Annotated in this window: 13 protein-coding genes, 1 tRNA gene and 2 rRNA genes; 15 read left to right on the forward strand and 1 reads right to left on the reverse strand. The window is 43.7% G+C overall.

Features of this window, described 5'->3' with window-relative positions; genetic code table 11:
* Positions 1-119: 119 nt before the first annotated feature.
* From K429_RS0113920 to K429_RS0113980, 13 genes are all read left to right on the forward strand, one after another.
* Positions 120-3,002, forward strand: a 23S ribosomal RNA gene (locus K429_RS0113920).
* A 68-nt stretch (positions 3,003-3,070) separates the two neighbouring features.
* Positions 3,071-3,180 (forward strand): 5S ribosomal RNA (gene rrf, locus K429_RS0113925).
* Between the two features lie 459 nt (positions 3,181-3,639).
* Positions 3,640-4,089 carry a hypothetical protein gene (locus tag K429_RS0113930; RefSeq protein WP_007219751.1) on the forward strand — a complete coding sequence of 150 codons (450 nt, stop codon included), beginning with the start codon at positions 3,640-3,642 and terminating at the stop codon, positions 4,087-4,089.
* A 205-nt stretch (positions 4,090-4,294) separates the two neighbouring features.
* The gene (locus K429_RS0113935) at positions 4,295-5,107 is read left to right on the forward strand and encodes a MotA/TolQ/ExbB proton channel family protein (protein ID WP_007667673.1); all 813 of its coding nucleotides are present in this window, start codon (positions 4,295-4,297) and stop codon (positions 5,105-5,107) included.
* A 31-nt stretch (positions 5,108-5,138) separates the two neighbouring features.
* Positions 5,139-5,744 carry a biopolymer transporter ExbD gene (locus K429_RS0113940; protein WP_007209411.1) on the forward strand — a complete coding sequence of 202 codons (606 nt, stop codon included), beginning with the start codon at positions 5,139-5,141 and terminating at the stop codon, positions 5,742-5,744.
* A 12-nt stretch (positions 5,745-5,756) separates the two neighbouring features.
* On the forward strand, positions 5,757-6,413 hold the full coding sequence (locus tag K429_RS0113945) for a biopolymer transporter ExbD (protein ID WP_026367265.1): 657 nt from the start codon (positions 5,757-5,759) through the stop codon (positions 6,411-6,413).
* Positions 6,414-6,439: 26 nt separating this feature from the next.
* On the forward strand, positions 6,440-7,255 hold the full coding sequence (locus tag K429_RS0113950; protein WP_007209413.1) for an energy transducer TonB: 816 nt from the start codon (positions 6,440-6,442) through the stop codon (positions 7,253-7,255).
* Between the two features lie 13 nt (positions 7,256-7,268).
* The gene (locus tag K429_RS0113955; RefSeq protein WP_026367266.1) at positions 7,269-8,219 is read left to right on the forward strand and encodes a PstS family phosphate ABC transporter substrate-binding protein; all 951 of its coding nucleotides are present in this window, start codon (positions 7,269-7,271) and stop codon (positions 8,217-8,219) included.
* Positions 8,220-8,224: 5 nt separating this feature from the next.
* Positions 8,225-9,670 (forward strand): tetratricopeptide repeat protein, encoded by a 1,446-nt coding sequence (locus tag K429_RS0113960; protein WP_007209415.1) that lies wholly within the window; start codon positions 8,225-8,227, stop codon positions 9,668-9,670.
* Between the two features lie 229 nt (positions 9,671-9,899).
* Complete coding sequence (locus K429_RS0113965; protein WP_026367267.1) at positions 9,900-10,754, forward strand: ATP-binding cassette domain-containing protein; 855 nt, start codon at positions 9,900-9,902, stop codon at positions 10,752-10,754.
* On the forward strand, positions 10,751-11,590 hold the full coding sequence (locus K429_RS0113970; RefSeq protein WP_026367268.1) for a hypothetical protein: 840 nt from the start codon (positions 10,751-10,753) through the stop codon (positions 11,588-11,590). The genes K429_RS0113965 and K429_RS0113970 overlap by 4 nt, the downstream gene beginning before the upstream one ends.
* 2 nt (positions 11,591-11,592) lie before the next feature.
* Positions 11,593-11,961, forward strand: a complete 369-nt coding sequence (locus K429_RS0113975) for a GntR family transcriptional regulator (RefSeq protein WP_007209418.1) — start codon at positions 11,593-11,595, stop codon at positions 11,959-11,961.
* 11 nt (positions 11,962-11,972) lie between these two features.
* Positions 11,973-12,797, forward strand: coding sequence for a hypothetical protein (locus K429_RS0113980; RefSeq protein WP_026367269.1), 825 nt, complete (start codon positions 11,973-11,975; stop codon positions 12,795-12,797).
* Positions 12,798-12,855: 58 nt separating this feature from the next.
* On the opposite strand, the gene K429_RS0113985 is transcribed toward K429_RS0113980, so the two are convergent.
* Positions 12,856-12,928, reverse strand: a tRNA-Met gene (locus K429_RS0113985).
* Between the two features lie 234 nt (positions 12,929-13,162).
* Between K429_RS0113985 and K429_RS0113990 the strand changes: the two genes are divergently transcribed.
* Positions 13,163-13,750, forward strand: a complete 588-nt coding sequence (locus K429_RS0113990; protein WP_026367270.1) for a TetR/AcrR family transcriptional regulator — start codon at positions 13,163-13,165, stop codon at positions 13,748-13,750.
* 23 nt (positions 13,751-13,773) lie between these two features.
* Complete coding sequence (gene fabG / locus K429_RS0113995) at positions 13,774-14,520, forward strand: 3-oxoacyl-[acyl-carrier-protein] reductase (protein WP_007209579.1); 747 nt, start codon at positions 13,774-13,776, stop codon at positions 14,518-14,520.
* Positions 14,521-14,523: the final 3 nt, after the last annotated feature.

Here is a 14,523-nt window from a genome sequence, read left to right on the forward strand (position 1 = left end):
TAACAAATTTAATTATTAATTATTAATTTGTTAATCAACCGTTCTTTGACATGATGTACAAAAAAAAGTAAAGTTATAACAAGCTGAAAGTATATATCGAGCCATACGGCTAGGTAAGACTAAAAGTAAGTAAGGGCGCATGGCGGATGCCTTGGCTCTCGGAGGCGATGAAGGACGTGATAAGCTGCGATAAGCTGCGGGTAGGTGCAAATGACCTTTGATCCGCGGATTTCCGAATGGGACAACCCAATATCTTGAAGAGATATTATCCATCTTACGATGGAGGCGAACGCAGGGAACTGAAACATCTTAGTACCTGTAGGAATAGAAAATAAATAATGATTCCCCAAGTAGTGGCGAGCGAACGGGGAATAGCCCAAACCATATGTGTTACGGCATGTATGGGGTTGTAGGACCACGTCGTGGGACGAAAGTTAGTGAGTAGAATGATCTGGAAAGTTCAGTCATAGACGGTGATAACCCGGTATACTAAGCTAACTGAACCCTAGTGGTATCCTGAGTAGCGCGGGACACGAGGAATCTTGCGTGAATCTGCCGGGACCATCCGGTAAGGCTAAATACTCCCGAGAGACCGATAGCGAACCAGTACTGTGAAGGAAAGGTGAAAAGCACTTCGAACAGAAGAGTGAAATAGTCCCTGAAACCATGCGCCTACAAGCGGTCGGAGCAGTGTAAACTGTGACGGCGTGCCTTTTGCATAATGAACCTACGAGTTACTTTTTCCGGCAAGGTTAAGGATCTTGAGATCTGCAGCCGAAGCGAAAGCGAGTCTTAATAGGGCGGATAGTCGGAAGGAGTAGACGCGAAACCAAGTGATCTACCCTTGGCCAGGTTGAAGGACAGGTAACACTGTCTGGAGGACCGAACCGATAAGCGTTGAAAAGCTTCCGGATGAGCTGAGGGTGGGGGTGAAAGGCTAATCAAACTTGGAGATAGCTCGTACTCCCCGAAATGCATTTAGGTGCAGCCTTGATTTATACTAATATGAGGTAGAGCGACTGATAAGATGCGAGGGCTTCGCCGCCTATCAAGTCTTGACAAACTCCGAATGCGTATTAGTTCTATATCAGGAGTGAGGGCATGGGTGCTAAGGTCCATGTCCTAAAGGAGAACAATCCGGACCATCAGCTAAGGTCCCGAAATAATTGCTAAGTTGATCTAACGAAGTCAGATTGCTAAGACAGCTAGGATGTTGGCTTGGAAGCAGCCATTCATTTAAAGAGTGCGTAACAGCTCACTAGTCGAGGAGTTTGGCGTGGATAATAATCGGGCATAAGCAATTTACCGAAGCTATGGGATGTGCAAACATCGGTAGGGGAGCATTCTACTCAGCGTCGAAGGTGAAGCGTAAGCTTTGCTGGAGCGTGTAGAAAAGCAAATGTAGGTATAAGTAACGATAAAGGGGGTGAGAAACCCCCTCGCCGAAAGACTAAGGTTTCCTGATCAACGCTAATCGGATCAGGGTTAGTCGGGTCCTAAGGCTCAGCCGAACGGTGAGGCCGATGGCAGAACAGGTTAATATTCCTGTACTACCTTAAAGAGTGACGTGGAGACGGAGGCGTGACAGTGCCGCGAACTGACGGAATAGTTCGTTGAAGGGTGTAGATGTTGATCGGGGCAGGCAAATCCGCTCCGAGAGTCGAACCTGATAGTATGGAGCGTTCTTCGGAACAATCCAATAGTGCATGTAAACATACTCCCAAGAAAATCCGCTAAACTTAATCTTTAAGGTACCCGTACCGTAAACGGACACACGTAGTCGGGTTGAATATACTAAGGCGCTTGAGTGATTCACGGTTAAGGAACTAGGCAAATTGACCCTGTAACTTCGGGATAAAGGGTCCCCACTGCGAGGTGGGGCGCAGAGAATCGGTCCAGGCAACTGTTTAACAAAAACACAGGGCTATGCCAAATTGAAAGATGAAGTATATAGCCTGACACCTGCCCGGTGCTGGAAGGTTAAGAGGAGATGTCATCGCAAGAGAAGCATTGAATTGAAGCCCCAGTAAACGGCGGCCGTAACTATAACGGTCCTAAGGTAGCGAAATTCCTTGTCGGGTAAGTTCCGACCTGCACGAATGGTGTAATGATCTGGACACTGTCTCAACCGTGAGCTCAGTGAAATTGTAGTATCGGTGAAGATGCCGATTACCCGCGATGGGACGAAAAGACCCCGTGAACCTTTACTATAGCTTAACATTGAATTTGGGTAATTGATGTGTAGGATAGGCCGGAGGCTTTGAAGCAGGTACGCCAGTATTTGTGGAGCCGCTGTTGAAATACGGCCCTTTGGTTATTTGAGTTCTAACTCGTTGATACGAGGACACTGTTTGGTGGGTAGTTTGACTGGGGTGGTCGCCTCCAAAAATGTAACGGAGGCTTCTAAAGGTGCCCTCACGCCGATTGGTAACCGGCGGCAGAGTGTAATGGCATAAGGGCGCTTGACTGGGAGACTTACAAGTCGATCAGGTAGGAAACTAGAGCATAGTGATCCGGTGTTTCTGTATGGAAAGGACATCGCTCAAAGGATAAAAGGTACTCCGGGGATAACAGGCTGATCCCTCCCAAGAGCTCATATCGACGGAGGGGTTTGGCACCTCGATGTCGGCTCGTCACATCCTGGGGCTGGAGAAGGTCCCAAGGGTTGGGCTGTTCGCCCATTAAAGTGGCACGCGAGCTGGGTTCAGAACGTCGTGAGACAGTTCGGTCTCTATCTATCGTGGGCGTATGAAATTTGCGTGGCTCTGACACTAGTACGAGAGGACCGTGTTGGACTGACCTCTGGTTTACCAGTTGTGCCGCCAGGTGCATTGCTGGGTATCTAAGTCGGGATTGGATAAGTGCTGAAAGCATCTAAGTACGAAGCCAGCCACAAGATTAGATTTCTTAGGGTCGTTGAAGACTACAACGTTGATAGGATGCAGGTGTACAGGTGGTAACATCATAGCCGAGCATTACTAATTGCCCGTTCACTTTTGGTCTTTGCCTTGTATGGCAGGTATATACGTTCAGTTTAAAATCTTTGCTTTTTGCATCATGTCTAACTTATTTAGGTGACTATAGCATCAGGGTTCCACCTCTTCCCATTCCGAACAGAGAAGTTAAGCCTGATCACGCCGATGGTACTGCGTCAAGTGGGAGAGTAGGTAGTTGCCGTTTTTTAGAGAGAAGCCTCCATATCGAAATGATATGGAGGCTTTTTGTGTTTATAGGTATAATATCCCTTTGCTTTTACGTTTATATCCCCTTCCCGATACACGTCTTCTTTCAGTTCAATATCCTCCCCAGTTTATTCTCTTCTATCTTAATTCTCCTCTTAAAGTAATCCTACTTTTTACATTATAATTGCATATTTATGATAAAATGTATACTGTTGTATTATCAATGTAATATAGTATCCCCTAAGTAATAAACCAATGATTAAAACTACTTAAAACCAGGAAATTATATCATATTTTTGCTTTCGTATTTAGTGCTTTATTCGTACCTTTACTTCGTATTAAAAGGTACTATAATTCCTTTATTTACTGAACATTATTTTTATTATTAAAAGAAAATTCGATTTTTATAAAACAAAAAACAGCCATTCGCTGTTGTTACTATAGAATTGAAAGCGACATGAGAACAACTGTAAAGACATTTTTGGTATTTGTGCTACTTATGGTGACGTGTAGTCTTGGTAGCAGAGCCGTCAACTTTACGGGGATGGTTGAAAAAGCTGCATCTACTTGTGAGGTGAGTGCTTCTTCATCATCATTAAAGAATGCTTCTTCGGATAATGTCGCTAATAATACTAGAAGCAACTTATTTACAAACTCCAAGTTTATGTGGACTACGGATGCTGAACTTGGAAGCAAACCTATCTCTGAAAGATATTCTTTTAATCCTTATCGTTTCCGCAGAGCTGTTGAAACAGCGTCTGTAATGAGAGGCCTTTTGATGATTTCTTCTCACCACAATTTGTTGGTACATGACCAGTCTAAACTATATTATTCAGATAAAGATCCGCATTACACATCCTTCAGTAGTGAATACTACATCTACACTTTGCGGCGGATTGTGATTTAAACTTCCTTTTTATTTAGTTTTCCCCTTTTTTCCCTTTACTTCTTTCCCGAAATATGGCTGAAAGTAGGTGACCTTTTACAATCCTATGCTTGGGTTGGGTTATACGGGCGTTAGCGGCATGTTCATGCTGTGAAGGGGAGGATTATATCCATACGTCTAATTTTTAAAAATCAATTTTAATACAAACCCATTTAAATTTTTCATCATGGAAACTATTCAAAAGAAATCTGCCTCTTTTAAAGGCATCAAGTCCGCCGGTTGGGTAATCGTAATTTGCTTTATCGTTGCTGTGCTTATTTTTCACTTTGTGTTGGGAAACCCCTCTAACTTCATGAACAATGACCCGAACAACCATCCGCTGCCAGGGAACTTCCTCGGTACTATCTACAAAGGTGGATTCATCGTTCCGGTTATTCAGACTCTCTTGCTGACCGTTATTGCACTGAGTATTGAACGCTACATCGCTATTGGTGCTGCTTTCGGTAAAGGTTCATTGGCTAAATTCGTTGCTAACATCAAAGCTGCTTTGGCTGCCGGTGATATGAAGAAGGCTCAGGAACTTTGTGACAATCAACGTGGCTCTGTAGCCAATGTAGTAAATGCTACTCTGAAGAAGTATGCTGAAATGGAGAATGACACGACTCTTGCTAAAGACCAGAAGTTGCTTGCCATCCAGAAAGAGTTGGAAGAAGCTACTGCTTTGGAGCTGCCGATGATGGAACAGAACCTGCCTATTATCGGTACTATCACTACTCTGGGTACATTGATGGGATTGCTTGGTACGGTTATCGGTATGATCCGTTCGTTTGCCGCTCTGGCTGCCGGAGGTTCTGCTGACTCTATGGCATTGTCACAAGGTATTTCCGAGGCTTTGATTAATACTGCCTTCGGTATCTTAACCGGTGCATTGGCCGTTATCTCTTATAACTATTATACCAATAAGATTGATAAGTTAACTTACAGCCTTGATGAGGTTGGTTTCTCTATCGTGCAGACATTTGCAGCTACGCATAAATAAATCGGTCGAACCCTTTTAAAATACTACAATTATGGGTAGAGCGAAAATAAAAAAGAAAAGTACGTTCATCGACATGACCGCGATGAGTGACGTGACTGTATTGCTGCTGACTTTCTTCATGCTGACGTCTACGTTCGTGAAGAAAGAGCCGGTACAGGTTACCACTCCGGGGTCCGTATCCGAGATTAAGATCCCGGAAACGAATATCCTGCAAATATTGGTCGATCCGGAGGGAAAAGTATTTATGAGTCTGGACAAACAGTCTGACTTGCGCGAGGTGCTGGAAGCAATGGGGCAAGAATATGGAGTGACTTTCACTCCGGAGGAAACTAAGAAATTCTCATTGGCGTCTACTTTCGGGGTGCCAATGAAGAGTATGAAGAAGTACCTCGATTTGCCGCAGGATCAGCAAGACGCTGTGTTAAAGAATGAGGGGATACCTACCGACAGTATCGATAATCAGTTCAAAGCCTGGGTGCGCAATGCCCGTGCCACGAACAAAGATTTACGTATCGCCATCAAGGCGGATGCCAATACTCCTTATTCCGTAATCAAGAATGTGATGAACTCACTTCAGGACCTCAGAGAGAACCGGTATAACCTGATTACTTCTCTGAAGACTACTTCTGAAGACTAACAGAAAGGAAATATTATGGCTGAAATACAAGAAAGCGGCAATAAGAAAAAAGGCGGAAAAAATAAGCAAAAGAAAATGACCGTCAGGGTGGACTTTACACCGATGGTGGACATGAACATGTTGCTGATTACCTTCTTTATGCTTTGTACTTCACTGAGCAAACCTCAGACTATGGAGATAAGCATGCCGAGCAATGATAAGAATGTTACTGAAGAGCAGCAGTCTAAAGTGAAGGCATCACAGGCTATCACATTGCTGTTGGGAGGTGACGATAAATTGTATTATTACGATGGAGAGCCCAACTATAAAGATTATAGTTCGCTGAAGGAAACAACCTATAAGGCGGATGGTCTGAGAGCAATGCTTTTGCAACGTAATAGAGCTGCTGTAAATGAAGTGAACGAACTGAAACAGCAGAAACTGAATCTTAAGATATCAGAAGAAGAGTTTACGAAGAAATTGGGTGAAATTAAGAGCGGAAAGGATACTCCGACCGTGATTATCAAAGCCACTGATGATGCTTCGTACAAGAATCTGATTGATGCACTCGATGAAATGCAGATATGTAATATAGGTAAGTATGTGATTACGGACATCGCTGAAGCCGATGAGTTCTTGATAAAGAACTACGATAGCAAAGGTGAATTGTCGCAGAATCTTGCCGAATAATGTGTAACACCTAAAAAAGTAAGAATATGGCTAAAGTAGATTTAAGTTCTTCGGAATGGTGTGACCTGATATTCAGTGGCAAGAATAAGGCATACGGCGCCTATCAGTTAAGAGAGAAATCTCCGAAGCGTCATAATATTGCTGTGATACTGGTGATTGTCATTGCATTGATAGGGTTCAGTATCCCTACTTTGATAAAGATGGCTACGCCGAAGCAGAAGGAAGTGATGACTGAGGTGACTACCTTGTCTCAATTGGAAGAACCGGAAATTAAACAGGAAGAAATGAAAAGAGTGGAGCCCGTTGCTCCCCCGCCTCCTGCACTGAAGAGTTCTATCAAATTCACGGCTCCCGTCATCAAGAAAGACGAGGAAGTGAGAGATGAGGATGAGATTAAGAGCCAGCAGGAACTGACAGAAACAAAAGTGGCTATTTCTATCGCTGACGTGAAAGGTAACGACGAAGAACATGGTAAGGATATTGCCGACCTGAAACAAGTGGTTACCCAAGCTGAACCGGAACCTGAAAAGGTTTTCGATATGGTAGAACAAATGCCTCAGTTCCCTGGTGGACAGGCTGAGATGATGCAGTTCATCAGCAAGAATATGAAGTATCCGACTATTGCCCAGGAAAACGGAACGCAGGGACGTGTGACTTGCCAGTTTGTAGTAGGTGCGGATGGTCGTGTACGTGATGTGAATGTGCTGAGAGGTGTAGACCCTTATCTGGACAAAGAAGCTGTCCGTGTGATTATGTCCATGCCTAAGTGGATTCCCGGTAAACAGAATGGTAAAGCTGTATCGGTGAAGTATACAATTCCGGTAGTGTTTAGGTTACAATAATAATGTGTGTGTCATGAAAACGGTGAAACAACTTCAACTTTTGAGTTTGGCAGTGATGCTGCTTGCAGTGTCTGCCTGCCAAAGTAAGCCTAAGGACGGGCTGACGGATACGTACACTTCGGGTGTGATAGCAATTGCTGCGGACGAAAGTTTCCAGCCTATCGTACAGGAGGAGGTGGATGTATTTGAAGGACTGTTTCCTCTGGCAGGAATTGTGCCCCGTTATGTGACGGAAGTAGAAGCCGTCAATCTATTGCTCAAGGACAGTCTGCGATTGGCTATAACCAGTCGCAGACTGACACCGGAGGAGATGAACTCTTTCAATAGCCGGAAGTTCTTCCCGCAGGAGATAAAGATTGCTACGGATGGGCTAGCGTTGATTACGAACAGGGAGAATCCTGATACGTTGATCACCGTGAACGAAATTCGCAGCATCCTGACGGGAAAGGTTACACAATGGAAGGAAATTTATCCGGCATCCCGGCTGAAGGATATCCGCCTGGTATTTGACAATAAAAACTCCAGTACCGTGCGGTTTGCGGTGGATTCCATTTGTAAGGGTGCTCCGTTATCGGACCAGGTGAAAGCATTGAAAACCAACAGAGAGGTCATCGACTTTGTGTCAAAGACTCCTGATGCTATCGGTATTATCGGCGTGAATTGGCTGAGCGACCGTAATGACAGCACAGGGCTCTCCTTCAGCAAAGAAGTACGTGTGATGTCCGTCAGCGCAGCCGACAAGGCGACGCCGGAAAACAGTTTCAAACCCTATCAGGCATATTTGTTTTACGGTGATTATCCGTTGGCACGCAGCATCTATGCCCTGTTAAACGATCCGCGGAGCGCGCTTCCGTGGGGATTTGCCTCCTTCCTTGCTTCCGACCGGGGACAGCGGATTATTTTAAAGTCGGGATTAGTACCCGCTACCCAACAGGTACGGGTGGTGAATATAAAAGATAAATAACTAAAATGAGTGCTATTATGAAAACGATGTTAGTTCTTAGTATGGGAGCGTTGCTGTTGGCCGGCACACTTTCCGCACAAACGCCTGTACCCGAATGGCAGGCTGGGGTAGATAAAGTAAAAAACTTGATTCAGTCCAATCCCGCGCAAGCTTCTGAGGAGGCTGGGGAGTTACTGAAAGGGAAGAATAAAAAGAATGTGGATCTTGTGACTTCCGTAGCCCATGTTTATCTGGACGCCGGAAAGATCACCGAAGCTCAGGAATATCTGGCTATGGCAAAGAAAGCCAATAACAAAGATCCCAAAGTGTCTGTATTGGAGGGTGATATTGCCCTTGCACAAAAGAATATTGGACAAGCTTGCCAACTTTATGAGCAAGCCATCTATTTCGATCCGAATTGCAAGGAAGCCTACCTGAAGTATGCGCAGGCTTATAAGTCTGCCAGCCCTACACAGGCCATTGAAAAGTTGGAGCAGCTCAAAGCTGTAGATCCGAACTGTCTGGAAGCTGACAGGGAACTGGCTGAGGTATATTATTCCGGCAATCGTTTTGGCAAAGCTGCCGAGATGTATGCGAAATTCATCGACACGCCTCTTGCTACGGAAGATGATATGCTGAAATATGCTTTTGCCCTATTCCTGAATCATGATTTCGAGAAATCATTGCAGGTTGCACAGAAAGGTTTGCAGAAGAATGCACGCCACGCTGCTTTCAACCGCCTTGTCATGTATAACAATACGGACCTGAAACGCTATGAAGATGCCGAGAAGGCTGCCGATGCTTTCTTCAATGCTTCGGACCGTGCAGACTATTCTTATTTAGATTACCGCTATTATGGCGCTTTACTGAGTGCATTGAAGAAATATGATAAAGCTATTATAGAATATGGCAAGGCATTGGATAAAGATGATACACAAGTGGACTTGTGGCGTGAAATATCCGATGCCCATGAAATGAACAATAATTATGCAGAGGCTATTGCTGCTTACCGCAAATATTACGATGCATTAGCCAAAGAAAAGAAGACTCCTGAAACATTATTCCAGTTAGGACGTCTTTATTACGGACAGGGCACATCTTCGGATTCGCTCGCCGTGCAGCCTGCCGACCGTAAACTGGCATTGCAGTCTGCTGACTCTGTGTTCACCCTTGTTTCCGAACAAGCTCCCGACAGTTATCTGGGAGAAATGTGGCGTGCCCGGACCAATTCTGCCATGGACCCCGAAACTACTGACGGGCTGGCGAAACCTTATTACGAAAAGGTAATGGACATGCTACTGAGTAAAAATGAACCGAAGTATAACTCTGCGTTGATAGAGTGCTACAGTTATCTGGGCTACTACTATCTGTTGAAGAGCGACTATCCTGCTTCGAAAGAGTTCTGGAATAAAATTCTGGCTATAGACCCCGCCAATGCTACTGCCAAAAAGGCGTTGGAAGGCATCAAATAGCAACAATTTTAGTTGTTTGTCGTGTCGGGAGGAGTGGAGAGTGATTCTTAGCTCCTCCTTTTTTTATGTTTTTTTCTGTAAACGCTTGGATTATTAAAAAGATTCTCTACCTTTGCGGTGTACTAATAAACTAATACACTAATATTGAAATTAACAAGGTATCAGATACTAGTTGACAAGGCCTTCTCCTTGTATCTTGTTTCCTTGCCACCTATAAAAACATATAAGTATGCTACAGGTAGAAAACATTTCGTTCAGTTATCGTCGGGGTAAAAAAGAAGTCCTGCACGATTTTTCGCTCTCGTTAGAGAGGGGTAGGGTATACGGGTTACTGGGAAAGAACGGTGCCGGCAAATCTACACTGCTTTATCTGATGAGCGGTTTGCTTACTCCTAAGAGTGGGAAAATAATGTATCATGATACCGATGTACGCCGTCGGTTGCCAATCACACTACAGGATATGTTCCTGGTTCCCGAAGAATTTGAATTACCTCCTATATCTTTAGTCAGCTACGTGGAGTTGAACAGTCAGTTCTATCCCCGTTTCAGTAAGGAAGACATGGTAAAATACCTGCATTATTTTGAAATGGAGCAGGATATTGACCTGGGAGCCTTGTCGATGGGGCAGAAGAAGAAAGTTTTTATGAGCTTTGCATTAGCTACCCACACCTCACTGCTGATTATGGACGAACCGACCAATGGTCTTGATATTCCGGGTAAGAGCCAGTTCCGTAAATTTATAGCTTCGGGCATGTCGGACGACAGAACCATTATTATCTCTACCCACCAGGTGCGGGATATTGATAAGATACTGGATCATGTGGTGATTATGGATAACAGTAATGTTTTGCTTGACGCATCCACTGCCAACATCTGTAGTAAGTTTCTTTTCGTTGAAAGCGATGACCGCGAATTGGCAGAAGTAGCGATTTACACGCTTCCTTCCATACAGGGCAATTTCCTGATGTTGCCGAATACGGATGATGAAGAGTCGGAGATCAATCTTGAATTGTTGTTCGGTGCCGCGCTTACGGACCCTGAGAAGATAAAAGGAATGTTTCACTCTAAACAGAATGAACAATGATACGCGATACCTTTTTTAGTGCGCCCCGTTTTGTGAACTTATGTCGCAAAGAAATGGTGGAGAGTTGGAAGGCAAATTTGCTCCGCTTCGTAATGATGTACGGTATAATGGCAATTGCTTTCGTATGGAACGGATATTTTCGGTACAATTATCCTCAAGGAATGATTGACAGAGGGGTGGAGCAAGATCCTATCTGGTACTTTGAATTGACTATTTTTCTTTGGGCTATGGTTATTATGGGTTTACTGAGTGCTTCGTTCGTTATGGAACGGATGAAGACTAAAACCAACCGAATAGCAGTGTTGATGACACCTGCAACGATGTTTGAGAAGTTTCTCTCTCGCTGGTTGGTATTTACTTTCGGTTTTCTCATTGTGTTCCTGATTGCTTTTAAATTGGCTGACTGGACACGTGTGATGATCTACATGGTAAGTTACCCGGAATTGAAAGGTGTTATTGCTTCCGCTCCGCTTTCCTATTTGGGGAATTCCGGATACTATTGGACAGGTCTCCAAACTTGGGATGGTCTTCTGATGGCATTAAGCGGATACTTTTTTGCTCAGTCTATATTTGTATTGGGTAGCAGTATCTGGCCAAGAAATTCATTTGTTAAGACATTCTCAGCTGTCATTGTTATCATCATAGTTTATGTAGCAATAGGGTCGCTATTAGCGAAAATCTTGTTTGAAGGACGTGGTGGTTATGGAGTACATCAAACGATGTCGGATGAAGCTATGATGCATCTGTCAACAGCCGTCTTTTTCGCAATGGCTGTCTTTAACTGGATAGTTGCCTATTTCCGTTTCAAAGAGTCTGAAATCATTAACCGCTGGTAAGTATGAATTTTAAAGAAAGTAAAGCCATCTATCTTCAAATAGCAGATCGCATTTGTGACGAAGTGCTTCTCGGGCAATATCGGGAAGAGGAGCGCATACCATCCGTCAGAGAATATGCAGCTGTGGTAGAGGTGAACGCTAATACGGTGATGCGCTCGTACGATTATCTGCAATCGCAGGAAGTTATCTATAACAAACGTGGTATCGGTTATTTCGTCGCTTCCGGTGCTCGTGCGTTAATCCTTTCATTGCGTAAAGAGTATTTTCTCAAAGAAGAAGTAGATTATTTCTTCAAGCAGATGTATACCCTTGGTATTTCGGCAGAAGATATGTCGGCTATGTACCGGGAATTTAGTAAGAAACAAAAATAAAGAAGAAGATTATGAAACGAACAACTTATATAATATTTGGAATGTTGCTTACCGGATTGGTTGTGGTGTGCGCTGGCATATTCTACGCCTCTACGCAAGTTACAGGTTGGGATAATATTTTCCTGGATATTAAAGGAGAAAAGAAGACTGTTCAATTACCGCAGTGCAGAGTTATACAGATGGTGGCGGTTAGAAATATCATCGCTACGGGTGAGGGCGAAGAAAAGGGGATAAGAATGCCGGCATTTGGAGAGCTTCCTTTGAAAATTACTTCTGGTGAAGCTGGACAAGGATCTTTCACTTATGCTTCCGGTATGGATGAATTTATGACGATGAATTCAGCTGGAGATACGTTACGTATCGTATTTGATTTTCCTAATGATAAGCTTGAAAAGAAATATCAGGACTTGTATTGGCTTAATTTACGCTCCGAGGAGATGATTATAGCTTTGCCGGATCATGTCCAGTCCTTGCAGACCAGTCTTGAAGCCCAGAAAATGACTGTTGAAGGTGTGACCCGTGATTCATTGTCTTTGGTGGTGCAAGATTATGCTACCATAAACGACTGCAACTTTAGAGCTTTAACAGTCCAGAATGGTGCGTGGTTGTTTAATACCGGTAAAGCGGATAATTTGCATCTGCATCTGAACGGGATACGTAGTTGGAACGTGAACGCAAGTTCTTTCCATGTTGATACGGAGTATCTGTATGCTCATGGTGATCAAAGATGTACTTTGGAGAATGGCGAATGTCGTCAGGTAGTTTGGATGCCTCAATCTAAAGACGCTTCATTGGATATAAAACTGAAGGAAGCTGCAACAGTAGTTGTGAAATAATAATAGATATTGTCAGGATACGAAAAAAGACCGTTGAAAAACGGTCTTTTTTATTTAGTTGCGGAGATCCGACTCGAACGAATGACCTTTGGGTTATGAGCCCAACGAGCTACCAACTGCTCCACTCCGCGATGTTTAACGGGTGCAAAGGTACGGCTTTTTATTGAACAAACAAATAAAAGCCATATTATTTTTGCTAAAAAATGTAATAAACGGACTAACTTATTGATAAGTAGTGTTATAACAGATATACTTTTTTTATCCTCTCCCTGTGACCAAATGTTAATAAAATGTGCGTTTTCTTGTGTGGTATGCAGAAATGTTTTACTTTTGCTCAAATTATTAAGCAATGTGCAATTATTAATATGGCCGTATCGAAGACAAAAGCTAAATTAGTGGATGTAGCCCGTCAGCTATTTGCAAAGATGGGGGTTGAGAATACCACAATGAACGATATCGCTCTTGCTTCTAAAAAAGGTAGAAGAACGCTTTATACCTATTTTAAAAGTAAGGAAGATATCTATATGGCTGTTGTCGAATCGGAGCTGGACATCCTTTCGGATATAATGAAGCGGGTAGTAGAGAAAGACATCTCGCCCGATCAGAAGATCATCGAAATGATTTATACCCGCCTGGATGCCGTGAAAGAGGTAGTGTACCGGAACGGAACACTCCGTGCTACCTTTTTCCGTGATATATGGCGGGTAGAGAAGGTGCGCAAACGTTTTGATGCCAAAGAAATACAGCTTTTCAAGGATGTGCTTCGTGAAGGCGTGGAGAAAGGGGTGTTTCAGGTTGACGATATCGACATGACTGCCGAATTGGTGCATTATAGTGTGAAAGGTATTGAAGTGCCTTACATACGTGGGCATATAGGTGCTAAACTGACGGATGAAACACGTGGACAATACGTTGAGAACATCGTGTTCGGGGCACTGCGTAGAAAAGAATAACTTTAATCAATAATTAAAAAAGTATGGGATTATTAGATGGAAAAACAGCCATTGTAACTGGTGCTGCACGCGGTATCGGTAAGGCTATCGCATTAAAGTTCGCTTCTGAAGGAGCAAATATCGCATTCACTGACCTGGTGATTGATGAAAATGCAGAGAATACGGCAAAAGAAATTGAAGCAATGGGCGTGAAAGCTAAAGGTTATGCTTCAAATGCTGCTAATTTTGAAGATACTGCCAAGGTGGTAGAAGCTATTCATGCAGACTTTGGCCGCATCGATATTTTGGTAAACAATGCAGGTATCACCCGTGACGGTCTGATGATGCGTATGAGCGAGCAACAATGGGATATGGTTATCAACGTTAACTTGAAATCCGCTTTCAATTTCGTTCATGCTTGTACTCCGATCATGATGCGCCAGAAAGCTGGTAGCATTATTAATATGGCTTCTGTAGTAGGTGTTCACGGTAATGCCGGACAAGCCAACTACGCAGCTTCCAAAGCTGGTATGATCGCTCTGGCTAAATCTATCGCACAGGAATTAGGTTCTCGCGGTATCCGTGCCAACGCTATCGCTCCGGGTTTTATCCTGACCGATATGACTGCTGCATTGTCTGACGAGGTAAGAGCTGAATGGGCAAAGAAGATTCCTTTGCGTCGCGGCGGTACTCCCGAAGACGTGGCAAACATTGCTACCTTCCTAGCTTCTGATATGTCTTCTTATGTATCAGGACAGGTGATTCAGGTAGATGGTGGTATGAATATGTAAGAA

The sequence above is a fragment of the Bacteroides sp. 14(A) genome, from assembly GCF_000526555.1.
GTDB classification, from domain to species: Bacteria; Bacteroidota; Bacteroidia; order Bacteroidales; family Bacteroidaceae; genus Bacteroides; species Bacteroides cellulosilyticus.

Excerpts from the sequence above, each read along its gene's own strand:
- K429_RS0113940 (WP_007209411.1), top strand. The coding sequence starts at position 5,139 with ATGGGTAGAGCGAAAATAAAAAAGAAAAGTACGTTCATCGACATGACC.
- fabG (WP_007209579.1), top strand. The coding sequence starts at position 13,774 with ATGGGATTATTAGATGGAAAAACAGCCATTGTAACTGGTGCTGCACGC.
- K429_RS0113990 (WP_026367270.1), top strand. The coding sequence starts at position 13,163 with ATGGCCGTATCGAAGACAAAAGCTAAATTAGTGGATGTAGCCCGTCAG.
- K429_RS0113970 (WP_026367268.1), top strand. The coding sequence starts at position 10,751 with ATGATACGCGATACCTTTTTTAGTGCGCCCCGTTTTGTGAACTTATGT.
- K429_RS0113975 (WP_007209418.1), top strand. The coding sequence starts at position 11,593 with ATGAATTTTAAAGAAAGTAAAGCCATCTATCTTCAAATAGCAGATCGC.
- K429_RS0113950 (WP_007209413.1), top strand. The coding sequence starts at position 6,440 with ATGGCTAAAGTAGATTTAAGTTCTTCGGAATGGTGTGACCTGATATTC.
- K429_RS0113980 (WP_026367269.1), top strand. The coding sequence starts at position 11,973 with ATGAAACGAACAACTTATATAATATTTGGAATGTTGCTTACCGGATTG.
- K429_RS0113965 (WP_026367267.1), top strand. The coding sequence starts at position 9,900 with ATGCTACAGGTAGAAAACATTTCGTTCAGTTATCGTCGGGGTAAAAAA.
- K429_RS0113930 (WP_007219751.1), top strand. The coding sequence starts at position 3,640 with ATGAGAACAACTGTAAAGACATTTTTGGTATTTGTGCTACTTATGGTG.
- K429_RS0113960 (WP_007209415.1), top strand. The coding sequence starts at position 8,225 with ATGAGTGCTATTATGAAAACGATGTTAGTTCTTAGTATGGGAGCGTTG.
- K429_RS0113935 (WP_007667673.1), top strand. The coding sequence starts at position 4,295 with ATGGAAACTATTCAAAAGAAATCTGCCTCTTTTAAAGGCATCAAGTCC.
- K429_RS0113955 (WP_026367266.1), top strand. The coding sequence starts at position 7,269 with ATGAAAACGGTGAAACAACTTCAACTTTTGAGTTTGGCAGTGATGCTG.